This window comes from Bradyrhizobium sp. AZCC 2230, assembly GCF_036924495.1.
GTDB classification, from domain to species: domain Bacteria; phylum Pseudomonadota; class Alphaproteobacteria; order Rhizobiales; family Xanthobacteraceae; genus Bradyrhizobium; species Bradyrhizobium rifense.
The window spans coordinates 9,728,910-9,746,872 of sequence record NZ_JAZHRS010000001.1 but is presented as its reverse complement, the minus strand read 5'-3'; the positions used below and the strand labels follow the sequence as shown (position 1 = coordinate 9,746,872).

At 63.1% G+C, this 17,963-nt stretch carries 19 protein-coding genes; 13 read left to right on the top strand and 6 right to left on the bottom strand.

Going from position 1 to position 17,963, the window contains the following annotated elements:
• Position 1: 1 nt before the first annotated feature.
• The 6 genes from V1280_RS46300 to V1280_RS46275 form a co-directional block, all read right to left on the bottom strand.
• On the bottom strand, positions 2 to 718 hold the full coding sequence (locus V1280_RS46300; RefSeq protein ID WP_334537997.1) for an ABC transporter ATP-binding protein: 717 nt from the start codon (positions 716 to 718) through the stop codon (positions 2 to 4).
• Complete coding sequence (locus tag V1280_RS46295; protein WP_334537996.1) at positions 718 to 1,782, bottom strand: branched-chain amino acid ABC transporter permease; 1,065 nt, start codon at positions 1,780 to 1,782, stop codon at positions 718 to 720. The genes V1280_RS46300 and V1280_RS46295 overlap by 1 nt, the downstream gene beginning before the upstream one ends.
• Before the next feature lie 15 nt (positions 1,783 to 1,797).
• Positions 1,798 to 2,670: an ABC transporter permease subunit gene (locus tag V1280_RS46290; protein WP_280710845.1), complete on the bottom strand. Its 873-nt coding sequence runs from the start codon at positions 2,668 to 2,670 to the stop codon at positions 1,798 to 1,800.
• 113 nt (positions 2,671 to 2,783) lie between these two features.
• Entirely contained in the window at positions 2,784 to 4,025 is a 1,242-nt protein-coding gene (locus tag V1280_RS46285; RefSeq protein WP_148771648.1) for an urea ABC transporter substrate-binding protein, read from the bottom strand.
• 10 nt (positions 4,026 to 4,035) lie between these two features.
• On the bottom strand, positions 4,036 to 4,701 hold the full coding sequence (locus tag V1280_RS46280) for an ANTAR domain-containing response regulator (protein WP_334537995.1): 666 nt from the start codon (positions 4,699 to 4,701) through the stop codon (positions 4,036 to 4,038).
• On the bottom strand, positions 4,698 to 5,858 hold the full coding sequence (locus V1280_RS46275; RefSeq protein ID WP_334537994.1) for a transporter substrate-binding domain-containing protein: 1,161 nt from the start codon (positions 5,856 to 5,858) through the stop codon (positions 4,698 to 4,700). Before V1280_RS46275 ends, V1280_RS46280 begins: the two co-directional genes overlap by 4 nt.
• On the opposite strand from V1280_RS46275, the gene V1280_RS46270 reads away from it, so the two are divergent.
• The 13 genes from V1280_RS46270 to V1280_RS46210 all read left to right on the top strand — a co-directional run bounded on the left by V1280_RS46270 (position 5,850) and on the right by V1280_RS46210 (position 17,849).
• The gene (locus tag V1280_RS46270; protein ID WP_334537993.1) at positions 5,850 to 6,077 is read left to right on the top strand and encodes a hypothetical protein; all 228 of its coding nucleotides are present in this window, start codon (positions 5,850 to 5,852) and stop codon (positions 6,075 to 6,077) included. The genes V1280_RS46275 and V1280_RS46270 overlap by 9 nt on opposite strands.
• Before the next feature lie 384 nt (positions 6,078 to 6,461).
• On the top strand, positions 6,462 to 7,238 hold the full coding sequence (locus tag V1280_RS46265; protein WP_334537992.1) for an ABC transporter ATP-binding protein: 777 nt from the start codon (positions 6,462 to 6,464) through the stop codon (positions 7,236 to 7,238).
• The gene (locus tag V1280_RS46260) at positions 7,235 to 7,957 is read left to right on the top strand and encodes an ABC transporter ATP-binding protein (protein ID WP_334537991.1); all 723 of its coding nucleotides are present in this window, start codon (positions 7,235 to 7,237) and stop codon (positions 7,955 to 7,957) included. The genes V1280_RS46265 and V1280_RS46260 overlap by 4 nt, the downstream gene beginning before the upstream one ends.
• Positions 7,958 to 7,959: 2 nt before the next feature.
• On the top strand, positions 7,960 to 8,874 hold the full coding sequence (locus V1280_RS46255; protein ID WP_334537990.1) for a branched-chain amino acid ABC transporter permease: 915 nt from the start codon (positions 7,960 to 7,962) through the stop codon (positions 8,872 to 8,874).
• Positions 8,875 to 8,877: 3 nt separating this feature from the next.
• On the top strand, positions 8,878 to 9,951 hold the full coding sequence (locus V1280_RS46250) for a branched-chain amino acid ABC transporter permease (protein ID WP_334537989.1): 1,074 nt from the start codon (positions 8,878 to 8,880) through the stop codon (positions 9,949 to 9,951).
• Between the two features lie 28 nt (positions 9,952 to 9,979).
• A complete protein-coding gene (locus tag V1280_RS46245; protein WP_334537987.1) occupies positions 9,980 to 11,167 on the top strand; it encodes an ABC transporter substrate-binding protein in 1,188 nt (395 codons plus the stop codon).
• 90 nt (positions 11,168 to 11,257) lie between these two features.
• Positions 11,258 to 11,986 (top strand): LamB/YcsF family protein, encoded by a 729-nt coding sequence (locus tag V1280_RS46240; RefSeq protein WP_148771639.1) that lies wholly within the window; start codon positions 11,258 to 11,260, stop codon positions 11,984 to 11,986.
• Positions 11,987 to 12,022: 36 nt separating this feature from the next.
• Positions 12,023 to 12,265, top strand: a complete 243-nt coding sequence (locus V1280_RS46235) for an acetyl-CoA carboxylase (protein ID WP_148771638.1) — start codon at positions 12,023 to 12,025, stop codon at positions 12,263 to 12,265.
• Between the two features lie 16 nt (positions 12,266 to 12,281).
• Positions 12,282 to 13,682: an acetyl-CoA carboxylase biotin carboxylase subunit gene (locus tag V1280_RS46230; protein WP_334537986.1), complete on the top strand. Its 1,401-nt coding sequence runs from the start codon at positions 12,282 to 12,284 to the stop codon at positions 13,680 to 13,682.
• A gap of 43 nt (positions 13,683 to 13,725) precedes the next feature.
• Positions 13,726 to 14,601 carry a 5-oxoprolinase subunit B family protein gene (locus V1280_RS46225; RefSeq protein ID WP_334537985.1) on the top strand — a complete coding sequence of 292 codons (876 nt, stop codon included), beginning with the start codon at positions 13,726 to 13,728 and terminating at the stop codon, positions 14,599 to 14,601.
• Positions 14,591 to 15,568, top strand: a complete 978-nt coding sequence (locus tag V1280_RS46220; RefSeq protein ID WP_334537984.1) for a biotin-dependent carboxyltransferase family protein — start codon at positions 14,591 to 14,593, stop codon at positions 15,566 to 15,568. The genes V1280_RS46225 and V1280_RS46220 overlap by 11 nt, the downstream gene beginning before the upstream one ends.
• Positions 15,569 to 15,795: 227 nt before the next feature.
• The gene (locus tag V1280_RS46215; RefSeq protein ID WP_334537983.1) at positions 15,796 to 16,761 is read left to right on the top strand and encodes a LysR family transcriptional regulator; all 966 of its coding nucleotides are present in this window, start codon (positions 15,796 to 15,798) and stop codon (positions 16,759 to 16,761) included.
• Between the two features lie 128 nt (positions 16,762 to 16,889).
• Positions 16,890 to 17,849, top strand: a complete 960-nt coding sequence (locus tag V1280_RS46210; protein WP_334537982.1) for a helix-turn-helix domain-containing protein — start codon at positions 16,890 to 16,892, stop codon at positions 17,847 to 17,849.
• Positions 17,850 to 17,963: the final 114 nt, after the last annotated feature.

The window sequence follows — 17,963 nt, the reverse complement described above, 5'->3', positions numbered from 1 at the left end:
ATCAAGCATGGGCCTGCCCCAGATAGATCGCCGCCACACGCTCGTCGGCCACGATCTCGTCGATCGAGCCTTGCGCAAAGACCTGGCCGAGATGCAACACGGTCACGCGCTGGGCAACCTGGCGTACGAAGGCCATGTCGTGCTCGATCGCCAGCACAGTCATGCCATCGGCATTGAGCCGCTGCACCATTTCACCCGTCATGTGAGTTTCTTCCGGAGACATGCCGGCGGTCGGCTCGTCGAGCAACAGAAGACTTGGTTTCAAGCTGATCGCCATGCCGATCTCAAGCCACTGCTTCTGGCCGTGGCTAAGATTGCCGGCCGTCTGCGCCTGCTCGCTCGCCAGTCCGAGGAAGACGAGCAGTTTGTCGATCTCCGCTTCGAGTTCCCTACCGCGATGTCGGCTCTGCAAGGCGATCTCGAGGTTCTGGCGGACGGATAGGCCCTTGAAGACTCCAGGCACCTGGAACTTGACCGACAGTCCCCGGCGAATCCGCGCAAAGGACTTCAGCGCCGTGATGTTCTCTCCCGCGAAGAGGACATCGCCGCTGCCGGGATGGTGCTCGCCGAGGATCAGGCGAAACAGCGTGCTCTTGCCGGCACCGTTCGGGCCAATCAGGCAGTGGATCTCACCCGCCTCCAACGTGAGGTTAACGGCATTGGTGACGTGCAGGCCACCGAAATGCTTGTTCAGTTTGCGAAGCTCGAGCAACGACATCAGCCGGCCCTTTGGGTAATGCGGGCGGCGAGCCGTCCGAGCCAGTTCATCGTCCCGAGCACGAGACCGTTCGGGGCGATCAGGACGGTCAGCACCAGCAGCACACCCGTGAAGACGAGCGCATACTGGCTGCCGTAAATCGTGAGCGCCTGGAATGCCGCCAGGACGACCAGCGTGCCGACCACGGTCGAGGTCAGATCACTGCGGCCGCCGACGGCAACCCAGATCAGCGGCAGCGCCGCTGCCGTCATACCCATGCTCGACGGCGTGATATATTGTCCCCACGCCGTGTAGAGCACGCCCGATATCCCCGCGAGCACGGCGCCGATGACGAAAGTGATGAGCTGGTACTTGCGCACATCGTAGCCCAGCATCTCCGCCCGTTCCGGGTTCTCGCGAATCGCGACGATCACGTTGCCGAACGACGAGTTCATCAGGATGCGCAAGGCCAGGTAGACGAAGACCAAGAGGCCAAGCACGAAATAATAGAGCCCAACATCGGCGAATAGGACGATCGGCTCGCCCGGCCACGGGATGGTCAGAGGCGGCATCGCGCTCATGCCGTTGAAGCCGTTGAGCCGCGCGCTACCAATGTGCCACTCCGGCCCCGCGGTCTGCGCCATGAAGCGCTCCAGCATCAGGGTCACGGCGAGCGTGACGATGCCGAGGAACACGCCGGCGATGCGACCGAAGAACATGAAGTAGCCGAGCAAGGCCGCAAAGAACGCCGCAATCGCGACCGACGCCACCAGCGCCACCAATGTGAATCCATAGGCCGAACCGAAATTGAGGGTCAGGACGCCGTAGCCGTAACCCGCGATGCCGAAGAACGCGGTCTGACCGAAGGAGAGCGAGCCGCCATAGCCCCAGATCAGGCAGAGGCTGAGAGCGATGAACACCCAGACGAAGAAGTAGACGGTGTTGCCGACCGTGTAGCCATCGCTGAACAGCGGATAGGCGAGCGCGATCATCATCACGACGGCAAACAGGCTCCAGAAGGCCGGACCATGACCGACGGTCTGCGGGCCTTCGAGACGACGAAAGAAAGAGACGAAACCGCTCACGACGCCATCACTCCGTCAGGTGCGTTCGCGCAGCACGAAGCCGGAGATGCCCTTCGGCAGCACCCGGACCACAATGATGACGGCGACCAAAAGACCGATCTGACCGAATAACTGCCCTTGCCAGGACGTCATCCCCGACTTCACGATCGCAAGCAGGCCGCCGGCAGGCGCCGTGCCAAGGAAGACATCGGCGCCTCCGATCACCACGGTGACGAATGCCTCCATGATGAAGGTCGCGCCCATGGTGGGCACCAGCGTCATGGTCGGCGCATAGAGGCCACCGGCAAGGCCGGCGAGTCCCGCCCCGCAGGCGAAGGTGAGGCTGTAGATCAGGCGGGTGTCGACCCCGAGCGCGGCGGCCATATGCGGGACCTGAATGGTGGCGCGCGCCAGCACGCCGAAGCGGGTCCAGTTGAACAGCGCGTAGAGCCCGGCCAGCACGCCGAGCGCGGCGCAGAACAGCACGATGCGATAGATCGAATAGGAATAGTCACCAACTTGAAAGCTGCCGAACGGCGTGCCAACGCCGGCCATGGTCGATCCGACCATGATCAGCGTGCCCTGCGTGGCGATCAGGCTGAGGCCCCAGGTCGCGACGATGGTGTCGAGCGGCCGGTCGTAGAGATGGCGGATGACCGCAAGCTCGACCAGGACGCCGACGAGCGCGGATACGACCGTGCCTGCCAGGATGCCCAGCGGCAGCGGCAAGCCCGCATGCACGGTCGCGGCCGTCACATACGCACCGCACATGATGAACTCGCCATGGGCGAGATTGATCACGCCCATCATGCCGAAGATCACCGCGAGCCCGCAGGCCGAGAGCACTAGGAACGCGAAGGCGTCACCGAATTGATAGAGCGCCGAAAAGACGTGGGTCGCGATATCCATAAACCAACCAGTCTGTAGGAAGACGCGGCGTCACCACCGCAGATGTCCGTGATCGCCCCGGCCCGCCGGCACGCCGGGGCGTGCCCGGAGGGCCGGAGCGATCAGCCGCCGGGTCAGGGTTTCGGCGGCGGATTCGACGGCGTGTACTGGGCCATCGGATCCTTCTTGGTGAGATCGCAGCCGGCCTCACCCAACCAGTATGGCTTGATGTCCTCCCAGGTCTTCGGGAAGGAGATCGAATGATCGGCACCCACCTTGGCCAGATAGATCGTGTGCGACATATGCTGGCTCTTGGGGTCGATGCAGACCTTGCCCTCCGGCGCATCCATGCAGACATCTCCCATCGCGATCACCTTTCGGATGTCCTCCCGCTTGGTCGATTTCGCCCGCTCCACCATCTGCTTGTAGAGGTAGACGGCGAGATAGGAGTTTTCCGCCTCCTGGTTCACGTAGGGCTCGCTCGGGAATTTCGCCTTGAACTTGGCGTAGAACGCCTTGCTCTTCGGCGAGTCGATCTCCTCGATGTAGTTGGTGGTGACGTACATGTCCTTCAGGCTCGGCGGCTTGAAGCGCTTGTGTTCGTAGCCCTGGCCGACGTTGACGGAGGAGGCCATCGGCAGGTTGACGTTGGCAGAAGCCGCCTGCTCGTAATAGGAGGCCTGTGCGGTGCCGACCAGCAGCGTGACCACGAAGTCGGGCTTGGCCTTCTGGATGTTCTGGATGCTCTGGGAGAATTGCGACACGCCGAGCGGAATGAATTCCTCGCCGGCCATCTTGCCACCGTTCTCCTTGACGATCTTGCGCACCCACTCCGCCGAGATCTGGCCGAAATTGTAATCGGCCGCCAGCGTGTAGACGTTCTTGCCGTACTTCTCCATCATGTAGGGGATCAGCGTGGAGAACTGCTGCTCGGGCACCGCGCCGGTGACGATCATGTGGCCGTCGCAGACGCCGCCTTCATATTGATTGTTGTAGAAGGCGAAGCCGTTGAACTGATCGACGATCGGGCGATAGGCCTCGCGCGAAGCCGAAGAGAAGCCGGCAAACACGACGTCGACTTTGTCGCGCTGGAGCACCCGCCGCATGAACTCCTGGTAGCGGGTGTTGTCGGATTGGGTGTCGTAAGGAACGAGCTCAAGCGGCCGACCCATGATGCCGCCGGCCTTGTTGATTTCCTCGGCGGCGAGCTCGATGGCGTGGACCTTGCCGATGGTGGCCGCGGCAAAGTCGCCGGACTGGTCCTCCAGCACGCCGAGCTTGATCGGGTTCTCGGCCGCTTGTGCCAGGGTGGATCCGAGGACAAGCGTCCCCGTGAGGGCTGCGGCACGCAGCCCCCGCAATACAGACTTGCTCATTTTGCTTCTCCTAGATGGCTTGCTTGTCGCCGCCTTGCAGCATGATGCCGGTCGTGCGGCCCGTCGTATCGGGCGGCTTCGCCCGCTTGTTCAGAAACTCCTCGCAATAGAGTTCCATGTTCTGCCGCGCGCGCATGCTTTCGCGACGGAGCCGGGAATAGGCACCCTCCTCGTCAAAGCCGTCCTGCTGCATCAGCAGGATGACGGCCCGGATCACCGCGCGGCGACCGCGACGGCGTTCCTCGAGGTCTTGCAGGCGCTCAAACATTTCGGCGCGCAGCAGGAACTGGTTGATGCCCATGAAAAGCGACGTATAGACCGCGCCGCCATGCACCGGCTTGCGCAGGAATGAGGTGGCACCGAGATTAACCAGCGCCTTGAGCCGGCTTGGCGCCTCGACGCCGACGAGCCCGATCACCGGCACCGGCGGCAGCCGCGAGGCCGGGTTGACCTCGATCGCAACCGCGCCTTCGAGATCGCCATCGACGAACAGGATGTCCCGATCGACCTGGAAGCTCGCAACGTCGATCTGCGCGTGGCCATCGATGATCTCCGGATATTCAGTGGAGACCCCGAGCTTGGCGAGCGTCGTTTCGAGCGTGCTTTCCCATCCGCCTCGCCGGGTGACGACGATGGCGCGGCCGCCCTTGAAGTTCTGCAGCAGTCGGGAGCTCATGATTGCACCACCTTCAACAGCGGAGAGCGCATCGCGCTGGCAAAGCGCGGCGACGACTGAACAAGATACGGATCGGGCGCGATCGGCTCGCGGGATTCCAGCAGCACCTCGAACTGGCCGTCGGCGGCCGAGCGACCGATCCGTGGCGTGAGCCAGGCGTGAAAGGTCTGCCGGTCGATGCGGACTTCTCCTTGCGGGGCGCGCAGTCGTTGATCGGCCACGGCGGCGCGCACCGTGCGGGCGTCGTCGGTCCCGGCCTGTGACAATGCCGCTGCGAGCAGCTTGACGGCGATGTAGGAGGATTCGGCATCTGCCGACGAGACCGGTCCGTTCGGAAAGGACGTCGTGTAGGCGCGAATGAACGCAGCATTTTCCGGAGAATTTAACGAAGAGAAATAGACACTCGAGGACAAATGTCCGTCGACCGCGTCCGGGCCGATCTCAGGCAATTCCGGCTCCGACAGCGTGCAGCTCGCAACCGGAATTTCGGCGGCCTGGTCGATGCCGCGGGCGCGGCAGGCGGCACGGAACGCGCGGAAGAAGGCATAGGCACTGGTGCCGATCAGATTGTTGAAGACGAAATCCGGCCGCTGATCGATGATGGCCGCGATCACCTGATCGACCTCGGTATCGCCGACCGAGAGATAGCGCTCGGCGAGCACGGCACCGCCGCGCGCTATCAGCGCCTCGCGAAAGATGCGGTTGTTCTCCCAGGCCCAGATGTAGTTGGAGCCCACACAGAAGGCGCGAGAGCCGACCCGGGATGCCAGGTAATCGACCAACGGCAGCACGTGCTGGTTCGGTGCGGCGCCGGTGTAGATGACGTTATCGGAGCTCTCGAAACCCTCGTAGTGGGACGGATACCACAGCAGTCCATCGAACTTCTCGAAGCACGGGATCACCTCCTTGCGGCTCGACGAGGTGTAGCAGCCGACCACCTGGCGAATGCCGGACCCCAGGAGTTCGAGGCTGAGCGAACGATAACGAGCGAGGTCGCCGGAGGGATTGACCACGACCGGCTCCAACACGATGTCGCCACCGCTCGCATTGACCTCCTGGAAGGCCAGCAATGCGCCATTGAGGATCGAGCGCGCGACGACGCTGTAGGAGCCCGTCGTCGAGAACATCACGCCAATTCGATACCGCTTTTGCGTCATCACTCGATCCAAAACAAAAAAGCGCCCGTCGGCTGTGAAGCCGAGGGCGCCCTCGCCGCCAACCGAACACGCGATGAAAGCGTGGCGTTGGAAATGGTTGAACTCACCGCGTTGATGGGCCGTCTTGCCCTACGCTTGCACGATACGGTCGTTGAGATCGGATATTATGTCAAGCGCGTTGTTGCAGCGGAAATTGCCGCAATTCGTGCCGGCCTGTAGCAAAACTGTGCAAGGTGGAGGCGTAGCTCGAGTTCGTCCGCCGCGACGATTGCAGCTTCTCCTGGTTCTTCTACGACTTTGCAGCCGCCGTCAGCTTCATGGAGCACGAGCCCGCCGTGGCTGAGCTCCAGGCATCCTGGCTCGATGGGTATCGCGCGATCACGTCGGCTTCGCACGAAGATGAAGTCATGCTGACCATTTTCGTGATGGAGTCTTGCGGCGGCTCCAGAGCGCCACGACCGGCGCTGCGCCGCCACGACGAATTCAGGGAACGTCAACGTCATCACAATTTCCGATATCGGCGAACGATATTTCGAATTTTACAAGCGTCTCCCGCAACGCAAAACTCCGCTTGTGATTGGCGGCGAGTGAGAAGGCGTTGAGATGACTTCCGGTGGCTTGGAGTTGGGCGCTCGCGACGTCAGCGTCCAATTCGAAGGCTTGAAAGCGCTGTCCAAAGTTACGCTTACGGTACCGCGGGGACGCATCACGGGACTGATCGGCCCCAACGGTGCCGGGAAAACGACACTTATCAACGTGCTGACAGGGTTCCAGCCGGTCGGCACAGGGACCGTCGAGCTGGAAGGCGAGATGCTCAACGGCATCGCGGCCCACAAGCTGCGACGCAAGGGTGTCGCGCGCACGTTTCAGTCCGGCCGACTTTTCCGCGACCTGCCGGTCGTGGACAATCTCGAGGTCACGGGCGTGGGGATGGGCCAGACGCGGCGCGAGGCGATCACGGAGGCCGAGCGCGTGATGACCTGGCTTGGCATATCGCATCTCGGCAGCACGATCGCGGGCGCCCTGCCCTATACCGACGAGCGCCGTGTCGCCATCGGCCGCGCCATCATGTGCACGCCGCGATATCTGCTGCTCGACGAACCTGCGGCCGGCATGTCCGAACATGAAAGCCACGACCTCGCCGTCATCATCAGGCGGATCGCCGCCGAGCTCGGCGTCGGCGTGCTGCTGATCGAGCACAACATCGGCCTCGTGCTCGAACTCTGCGAGCGCATCTTCGTGCTCGATTCCGGCGAGATCATCGAAGTCGGCGCGCCTGCGCAGATCCGCGACAGCGACGCGGTCCGGCACGCCTATATGGGCACGCAGCGCGACGAATTGATTCCGGCGCTCGCGGCCGAGATGGGCGCTGCATCATGACGCTGCTCGCCGTCGACGACATCACCGTCAGCTACGGGCGCCTCACGGCCTTGCGCGGCGTCACGCTGAAGATCGCCGAAGGCGAGGTTCTGTTCGTGACAGGCCCCAACGGCGCAGGCAAGTCGACCCTGCTGAACGCGATCGCCGGCGTCGTGCCGGCGGGCTCGGGCTCCATCACCATGGACGGTGCGAAAGTGACGGGCGCCTCGCCGGAGGACATTGCCCGGCGCGGATTTTCGCTGGTGCCGGAAGGCCGCAACGTCTTCGGCGCACTGAGCATCGAGGAAAATCTGAAGGTCGGCACCGGTATGCGGCGCGACAGGCACAAGATCGCCGGCGACCTCGAATCCGTCTACGCCGAATTCCCGATGCTGGCCGATCGCCGCCACACTGCGGCCGGCATGCTCTCCGGCGGCCAGCAACAGATGCTCGTCATCGGCCGTGCGTTGATGACGGCTCCGCGCATCATGGCCATCGACGAGCCTTCGCTCGGACTTGCACCCAAGATCATCGATCAGGTTTACGAGATCCTCGTGCGGCTACGGGCGCAGCGCAAGCTGACGCTGCTGATCGTCGAGCAGAGCTCGACGCGCGCCATGATGACCGGCGGACGCATGATCCTGATCCGCGGCGGCCGTATCGTCCTCGAGGGCGCCGCCGCCGACATGATCAAGGACGTACGTCTGAAGCAGGCCTATTTCGGCTTCGGAGACCACTGAGAATGACGGCGGTTCTGCAGATCATCTTCGATGCACTGAGCCTCGGCAGTCTCTATGCCCTGGGTGCGCTCGGCATCGCGCTGATCTTCGGCGTCATGCGGCTCGTCAACTTCGCCCATGGCGACTTCATCGCCTTCTGCGTGTTCGCAATGCTCTGGCCGTCGATCGATGCGACAGCGGTCGTTTTCGCCGGCTTGCTGCCGTTCTATCTCCTGATTCCGCTCTTGCTGATCATCGGCGCGGCACTGTCGATCCTGTCGGAGATCATCGTATTCCGCCGTTTCCGCAACACCAATCCGGCGACGATGATGATCGCGTCCTTCGCGCTCGGCTTCGTTATCCGGCACTTAATGCTGATGCTCTATTCGAGCCGACCGAAGTCGATCACACTGTGGCCAAGCCTCAGCCTCCCGGTCGATTTTCTCGGCGCCCACATCCCGATGCTGCAAGTCGTGACCATCGTCATCACGCTGGCCGCACTCGCTGTGCTGGTGCTGTTCCTCAAGCGCACGCGCTATGGCCTCGAAATGCGCGCTGCGGCCGAAAACTTCACCATGGCGCGCATGCTCGGGGTCCGCGCCAACGGCGTCATCCTGCTCGCCTTTGCCATCAGCGGCATGCTGGCGGCGGCGATCGGATTAATCCTGGCCACCATCTCCGGCACCGCCGACATCAACATGGGCGCCAACGTCATGCTGATCGCCTTCATCGCCACGGTGATCGGCGGTCTCGGCAGTGTGCCCGGCGCCGTCGCCGGCGGCTTCATCATTGGCGCGGCCAGCGTCGTCTTCCAGGCAACGTTGCCGCACGACGCGCGCGTCTTTCGCGATGCCTTCGTCTATGGCGCGGTGATCGTCGTCCTGCTGGTGCGGCCGCAAGGCCTGTTTGCACCGAAATCCGCCAAGCAGAGGGTCTGATCGATGTCAAAGCGGCCGTCTGTCATCCGGCAAACGATGCTGACGCCGATCATCCTGATCGTCGTGCTGCTCGTCATGGCGGCGTTGAGCTATCAGTTCGGCACCCGCGCGTTCAACCGAACCGCCGTCGAGATGTTCATCAACATCATGGTGGTCGTCGGCCTCTACGTCTTTGTCGGCAATTCGGGCCTGCTGTCGTTCGGTCACATCAGCTTCATGTGCCTCGGCGCCTACATGACCGCCTGGCTCGCGATTCCGCCCGTGATGAAGTCGATCACGCTCAAGGGGCTGCCGAGTTGGCTGCTGCACACGCAATTGCCGATGTGGGTCGCCACACCCATCTCCGGCGTGTTCGCCGCCCTGTTCGCGCTCATCGTCGGGCGCGTCATCATGCGCCTGTCGGGGATTGCAGCTTCAATCGCGACCTTCGGACTGCTCGGCGTCGTCAACAATGTTTACTCGAACTGGGATTCAGTCACGGGCGGACAAGGTTCGATCGTCGGCATACCGCCGACCATGAACGTATGGATCGGCTGGCTCGGTGCGGCTGTTGCGATTCTGATCGCCTACCTCTACGCGATTTCCCGCTCCGGGCTCGCCCTTCGCGCCACACGCGATGAGTCCGTTGCCGCCAGCGCCTCGGGCATCGACATTGTCCGCGAACGGCTGATCGCGTTCGTGGTCAGCGCGTTCATCATCGGCATCGCCGGTGCGCTCTACGCGCACTTCCTGAGCATCGTCAACCCCGGTGCCTTCTATCTGCGGACGACCTTCATCACCCTGTCGATGTTGGTCGTCGGCGGCATGTACAGCCTCAGCGGCGCCGTCACCGGCGTCGTCACGATCTCGGTGCTGATCGAATTGTTTCGCAATCTCGAAAAGGGCATCAGCCTTGGCGCATTCAAGGTCGCACTGCCGAACGGGGTCCAGGAGATCGCGATCGGCATCATCACCATCGTCATCCTGATGTACCTGCCGACCGGCCTCACCCGCAACCAGGAGTTCTCCTGGCGCGGCTGGCCGATGCTGCGACGTTTGTCACGCCCGGTGCGGACCGCGATGAAGGAACTGAACTGAATTTCACTGCACAACTGGAGGAATGGTTATGCGTCTTACGAGAATACTGGGCATCCTGACTGGAGTGTCCGCACTCTGGTTCACACCGGCCAAGGCGGCCGACGAGATCGTCATCGGATTTGCGACCGCAGCTTCGGGCTTCATGCAGGCCTATGACAAGCCGGCACAAGATGCGGCAATGATCCGCATCGACGAGATCAACAAGGCGGGCGGCTTGCTCGGCAAGAAGATCAAGGCCGTTTTTGCCGATACCAAGACCGATCAGGCTGAAGGTGCGAAGGCCGGTCTCGCGGTGCTCGATCAGGGCGCGGATCTCGTGGTCGTCTCCTGCGATTACGATTTCGGCGCGCCGGCGGCACTCCAGGCGCAAGCGGCCGGCAAGGTCTCGTTCTTCCTCTGTGCCGAATCGATCAAGGCCGGCATTCCCGGCGTCGGCCCCTACTCGTTCTCCGGCTCCGTTCTGGCGGCCGTGCAGGGCGCGACCATGGCGGAATGGGCCTACAACAAGAAGAATGCGCGCAGCTTCTACCGGCTGCTCGACAGCTGGACCGTCTACAACAAGGGTATCTGCGACGGCTTCGATTGGATGATGCCGAAGCTGAAGGACGCAACGCTGTCCGGAAGCGACACCTTCAAGAATGATGATGCTTCAATCGCGTCGCAGATCACGCGCATCAAGAGCCTGCCGAAGGAGCCCGACGCCATCATGGTCTGCACGATGATGCCGGGCGCGGTGTCGGCCATCAAGCAGATCCGGGCCGCCGGCATCAAATCGATGATCCTCAACGGCTCGAGCATGGACGGCAGCTACTGGCTGAACGCCATTCCGGATCTGTCGAACTTCTACGTTCCGGTGCAGGGCTCGATCTACGGCGACGATCCCAATCCGAAGGTCAACGAGTTCAACAAGAAGTACAAGGACGTGACGGGCGGCGATCCGTCCAGCCAGTACGTCTATCCCGGGTATGTCCTGATCGACGTCTGGGCCAAGGCGGTCGAGCGTGCCAAGACCACCGATGCTCCGGCTGTCGTCGCGGAACTGGAAAAGATGAACAGCGAGGCCACGCTGTTCGGGCCGCGTACCTTCAACAAGGACATCCACCATCAGAACCAGGGCCGCTACCTGATCATCGACACCGAGGCCGGCAAGCCGAAGATGGTCGATCAGTGGACCATCTCGGAGAAGATCCCGGTCGACTATCTGGTGTCGAAGTAAGCCGGCAATGCGCCGCCCGCGGTGCCTGGCGCACCTGCGGGCGGCCGTACCCCTTGGACTGAACGCAAGCCGTTGAGAGGAAACAGGAGAATGGTCGTGATTAATTGCGACATGGGCGAGGCCTATGGCCTCTACAAGATGGGCGACGACAAGGCTCTGATGCCCCACATCGATGTCGCCAACGTGGCTTGCGGCTTCCATGCATCCGACTTCAATCACATGCGGAAAACGGTGCAACTCGCCAAGCAATTCGGCGTCAAGGTCGGCGCCCATCCGTCACTGCCGGACTTGCAGGGTTTTGGACGGCGGGAGATGAAGATCGACCGCGAGGAGTTGACGAACTGCCTGCTTTATCAGATCGGCGCGCTCAAGGCATTCCTGGATGCCGAGGGCCTGCCGCTCAATCACATCAAGCCGCACGGTGCCCTCTATGGCATGGCCGCGCGCAGCGAGAACATCGCGGAGGCCGTCGCGGATGCCGCTGACGTCTACAAGGTACCGCTCCTCGGCATGAAAGGTACGCTGCATCAGATGGTCTACGAGCGGCGCGGCCACACCTTCGTCGCCGAATACTACGCCGACCTCGACTACAATGCCGACGGCAGCCTCATCATCACGCGGGAGCACGAGGCCAAGGATCCGGCCGATGCGGCGTCGCGGTGCACGCGAGCCGTGAATGAAGGCAAGACCCGGTCGGTGGCCGGAAACGACGTGCTGGTCGGAGCCGACTCGATCTGCATCCACTCCGACACCCCCAATGCCGTCGCGATCGCGCACGCCGTTCGCGAGGCCGTCCGACCCTATCTCACCGCGCGGTGAGAACGGCCCGAAGAAACGAACGACCAGGAGGACCTCATGGCAACACAGCAGATATTCTCGCCGCTGCCGGGCATATTCTATCGCAAGCCCGCGCCCGACAAGCCGGACTACAAGTCCGACGGAGACACGATCACGGAGCACGACACGATCGGGCTCATCGAGGTGATGAAATCATTCAACGAGGTGAAGGCCGGCGCGGCGGGCAAGATCTTGCGCTTCCTGGCCGAGAACGAGGAGGCCGTGATGGCCGGCCAGCCAATTGCCGAGATTGACGTTTGAGACGGTTCGCGCGTCCATGACGATCCAGAAGCTCCTCATCGCCAATCGCGGCGAGATCGCCGTCCGCATCATTCGTGCGGCGCGCGAACTCGGCATCGCGACCGTCCAGGTCTACAGCAAGGCCGACAAGGACTCGCTCGCCGTCCGGCTTGCCGACGAGTCGATCGAGATCGGTCCGCCGCAGGCTTCAAAGTCATATCTCAACCAGGCGACGATCCTCGCCGCCGCCAGAACGACCGGCGCCGACGCCATTCATCCCGGCTACGGCTTCCTGGCCGAGAACGCCGAATTTGCAGCCGCCGTCGAGGCGGCCGGACTGATCTTCGTCGGCCCGACGGCGCAATCGATCAGGCTGATGGGCGACAAGGTCGCGGCCCGGGAGGCTGCGGCTGCGGCCGGCGTGCCGACCGTCCCCGGCAGCGCCGGACGCCTGGAATCCGCCGATGCAGCCTTCGCGCTGGTCGAGAAGACCGGCTTTCCCGTGATGATCAAGGCCGCGGCCGGCGGTGGCGGACGCGGCATCCGCATCGCGCGTTCGGCCGAGGAATTCCATCATCTGATGCCGCAGGCGCAGGCGGAAGCACTCGCCGCCTTCGGCGATGGCGGGCTCTATGTCGAGAAGCTGATCGAAGGCGCGCGGCACATCGAGGTGCAGATCCTCGGCGACGGGCGCGACGTCATCCATTGCTTCGAGCGCGAGTGCTCGCTGCAGCGACGCCGCCAGAAGGTCTGGGAGGAAGCTCCCTCGCCTTCGCTGACACCGGCGGTTCGTGACAGACTGTGTTCGTCGGCGGTTGCGCTCGCCAGGGCCGTCGACTATCGCGGCGCCGGAACGCTGGAATATCTCTATGACGACCGCAGCCACGAATTCTACTTCCTGGAGATGAACACGCGCATCCAGGTCGAGCATCCCGTCACCGAGATGGTCACCGGCATCGACCTCGTATGCGAAATGATCCGGATTGCCGGCGGCGAGCGGCTTCGCATCCGCCAGGATCAGGTTCGCGTCCGCGGTCATTCGATCGAAGTCCGCATCAACGCCGAGGATCCTGCAAAAGGCTTTCTCCCGAGCCCCGGCACAATCAGCGCGCTCAGCGTGCCTGCCGGTGAAGGCGTGCGCTTCGACAGCATGCTCTATCAGGGCTACACGGTACCGCCGTTCTACGACAGCCTGCTCGGCAAGCTGATCGTGCACGACAAGGACAGGCCAAGCGCGATCCAGCGGCTCGCGCGCGCTCTTGCCGAGCTCAGCGTCGAGGGCCTGGCGACGACAAAACCCCTGCATCAGGCGCTCGCGCGCGATCCCGACGTTCAGGCCGCGCGCTTTCATACAGCCTGGCTCGAGCCATGGCTGGAAACCCATGCGGCGTCGCTCGGCACCGCAGCGCCGTCACCGACCGCCAAGGTCGCGCAATGACCGCGAGAGAACCCGCCCCGTCAGCAAAAGGAGGCCGCTAGTCATGCAAACCCGATTTTCCTACGGCGGCGATGAGCACATCTTCGCCGAGGTCGCTGAGTCCATGTCACTGGAGGCGTTCTTCAAGGGCCTTTTCGTCACCAATGCGGTGCGCGACGCTGGGATCAAGGGCGTGACCGAGATCTGCCCGGCCAACGCGTCCTATCAGGTCAAGTTCGATCCGGATCAGATCAAGCCCGACGACCTGCTTGCCGAGCTGAAACAGCTGGATTCCGCATCTGAAACATCCGCACCGGTCATCAAGACGCGGATCATCGAAATCCCCGTGCTCTACAATGACCCCTGGACGCACGAGACCTTGATGCGCTTCCGGGAGCGCCATCAGGATCCGAACGGCACCGATCTCGAATATGCTGCGCGCATCAACGGGCTCGACGGGGTCGACGCCTTCATCAAAGCGCACTCCAGCGCGCCATGGTTCGTCTCGATGGTCGGCTTCGTCGCAGGCCTGCCGTTCCTCTACCAGATGGTGGAGCGCCAGCGGCAGATCCAGGCTCCGAAATATCTGCGCCCGCGCACGGACACGCCGAAGCTCACCGTCGGGCACGGCGGATGCTTCAGCTGCATCTACTCGGTACGCGGCGCCGGCGGCTATCAGATGTTCGGCATCACGCCGATGCCGATCTACGACCCCAACCAGAAGATCAGCTATTTGCGCGACTTCATGTGCCTGTTCAAGCCGGGCGACATCGTGAAATGGAAACCGATCGACCGACCCGCCTATGACGCTGCCGTAGCCGATGTCGATGCGGGCCGTTTCGCGCCGATCATCCGCGATGTCTCGTTTTCGCTGACCGAGTTCAACAACGACATCGACGCTTACAATCGCAAGCTCGAGGGGGTTCTCCATGGCAATTAAAGTCTTGAAGCCCGGCCTTGCCACAACCGTGCAGGACCTGGGGCGTCCCGGCTACTATCACATCGGCATCCCGCTCTCCGGCGGCATGGACCGTCACGCGCTTGCTGCTGCAAACCTGCTCGTGGGCAACGAGGAAGGCGCTGCGGTCCTCGAAGCCGTATTCATGGGGCCGGAGCTCGAATTCACCGATGACGCCCTGGTCGCAATCACGGGCGCCGAGCTGCCGCCGAAGCTCGATGGCGAGCCGCGCGAGACCTGGACGAGCTTCAAGGTAAAGCGCGGCCAAAAGCTCTCCTTCGATTTCCTCAAGCAGGGCGCACGCGGCTACATTGCAATCGCTGGCGGCATCGACGTGCCGCTTGTTCTGGGCTCGCGTTCCACCTACGCGCTCGGCGCACTCGGCGGCTTCAAGGGTCGAAAACTCGAGGCGGGCGACGAACTTCCCATCGGCAAGGCCGGCGCACCCGTCAAGGATGGCCGCACAGTCGCGAAGGAGCTGCGCGCCCTGCCGGCAGGGATGCCGACGGAACTGCGCGTGATGCCCGGGCTTTACTGGCATCGCATCACCGAGACGGCCGGCGTGGGTTTTTTCGGCGACACCTGGAAGGTCGCGCCGGAAGCCGACCGGATCGGCTACCGCTTCAAGGGCGGCAAGCCGCTCGAATTCGTGCCGCGCGAGCCGCCCTTCGGGGCAGGTTCCGACCCTTCCAACATCACCGATGCCTGCTATCCCTACGGATCGATCCAGGTCCCCGGCGGCACCGAGCCGATCGTGCTGCACCGTGACGCGGTCTCGGGCGGCGGCTATTTCATGGTCGGCACGGTCATCGCAGCGGACATGGATTTGATCGGCCAGCTCCAGCCCAACACGCCGGTGAAGTTCGTCAAGGTCGGGATGGATGAGGCTCTTGCGGCGCGCAAAAGCCGGGCCGGGTTGCTGGGCAAGCTTCGCGGTGCTTTGGCGTAACCGCCTTGCAGCTTCCGCGCCGAAGGGTGCAGTATTTGGCCTCGCCTCGGCCGCCAAGCGCCGATGCTACGGCGCTTGGTCATTCTGACCCGCCGTTCCACTAATTTTGTTCCCCCAGTTGCCCGCACGCCCGTTGGGCACGAGAGTTGCATCGAAAGCTTTCGCGCCGAGAAGCAGCGCTCAACCGATCGTGAGCTAGGTAAAATCAAAATATCGGATCGACCGCGATGTCCGTTTCTCTGAAACAAATCCGCTATTTCGTCGCCGCCGCGGAAACTGGACGTATCAGCCAGGCGGCCATCGACCTGAATGTCTCGCAATCCGCGGTCACCGCCGCGATCCAGCAACTCGAAGCCATCGTCTGCGCCCGCCTGCTGGAACGCACGCCGACCGGCGTGACCGTCACCATGGAGGGCAGCCGGTTCCTGTCGCAAGGGCGCCAGATCCTTGCTTCGGTCGCCGAAGCCGTCCGCGGGACGCATATGTCCGCCGGTCCGCTGTTCGGAACGGTGCGCATTGGCGTCACCTATACCGTATCCGGCTATTTTCTGCCGCGGCATCAGATGCGTTTCCAGGCAAGCTTTCCCGGGATCACGGTCGAACTGTTCGAGGCGCCGCGTGACGTGCTCGAACGGGCCGTCGTCGACGGTGCGCTCGATCTCGCGGTCATGCTGGTCTCGAACCTGCACAACAACGCCATGCTTGCGAGCGAGACGCTGTTGCGGTCGCCGCGCCGGTTGTGGCTTGCTGCCGATCATCCACTGACACGCGCCGAGCGCGTCCATCTCGCTGAGATCGCGACCTACCCTTACGTCATGCTCACCGTCGACGAAGCCAGCCACACGTCGATGCGCTACTGGAACGCCTTGTCGCTCGAACCGCGAACGATCTTCCGCACCTCCTCCGTCGAAGCCGTCCGGTCCATGGTCGCGGGCGGAATGGGCATTACGATCCTGTCCGATCTCGTCTACCGGCCCTGGTCGCTCGAGGGCCAGCGGATCGAGACCCGCGTCATCGAGAACGAAGTGCCCAGCATGGACGTTGGACTGGCCTGGCGCCGTGACACCCAATTTTCCGAGGCCGCGAAGGCGTATCGCGACTTCATGCGCTTTGCCGTGGCGGGCGTTGGTCCGGCACGTCCTCCTGTCGGCATCGACCACCGGCAACGATCGGACGAGGCCATCGAAATCTGAGATACCGGCACCCGCTTATTTCGATTTGACGCCGTCAGGTCGTCCTCGCCAAGCTTGGACCGATCACAGCGGTCGGCGCAATGAAGAGCGCAAGGCCCGAACGGGCGACGGCAGCGACGGAGTGCGGCATGCAGGCCACTTATGCGACCAGCGATGTTCCCTCGCAAAGTCGGCGGCATTTCTGGCAGGACGTTGTCTCGAAGACTTACTTCCCGCTCGATCTCGTCTTTCCCGGCGGTCGCGACTTCCACGCGAGCCTGGGCGCCTGGTCCATGGGTCCGCTCTCAGTATCCCGCAATGTCTCGAATGGCCTGCTCTACAGGCGCCGCGAACGGCACCTCGTGAACGAGCGGGAAGAATGTTTCCTCATCACGGTCCCGGAGCTCGCCGAAATCCGTTTCGAGCAGGACGGCAAGGACGTCCGGTGCCGGCCCGGCGCATTCGTGATCGAGCGAAGCCATCTTCCCTATGAATTCAGCCACGATGATCCGGCAGCGCTCTGGGTGCTGAAGATTCCAAGCGCCGTCCTGCGCGCCCGGATATCCCGCCCCGAACGCCTCGCAACCATGCAATTCGACGCCAGCCGCAGCGTGGGTGCACTGTTCGTCGACACTCTGCGGCTTGCCGGCGAACGGATCGCGGACATGGACGAGGCAGCCCGGGCTGTGATGGGCAAGCATCTCATCGATCTCCTGGCGATGGTGATCGAGTCGGACGACCGCGTGTTGGTGGGCCACTCCTCGTCCGTTCGCAACGGCCACCTCCATCGCTGCGAGCAGTTCATTCGCACGCGCCTCAACGATATGCGGCTTACGCCGCAAATGGTCGCGGACGGCTGTGGCATCTCGCTCAGATATCTGCATCAGGTTTTTGAGGGAGAAGGCATCACCGTTTGCGCCTATATCCGGAACCAACGCCTGTCGATGTCCGACGCCATGCTGCGCGATCCCGGCTGCCGCAAGAGCATCTCGGAAATCGCCTATCAATGGGGGTTCGGCGACCAGGCGCAGTTCAGCCGGAATTACCGCAGCCGGTTCGGCTGCACCCCGAGCGAGGCGCGCGCCGCGGCGCGCACCGCTCTTCCCTGAAGGCTCATTCGCCCGCCTGACCGACCTTTAGGCATCCGGCAGCCGGCGCCGGTGCGGCGGTCGTGGGTGCTCTCTCGCACAAATCTTCCTGCGCTCAGCGTCAAGAATTGCCGC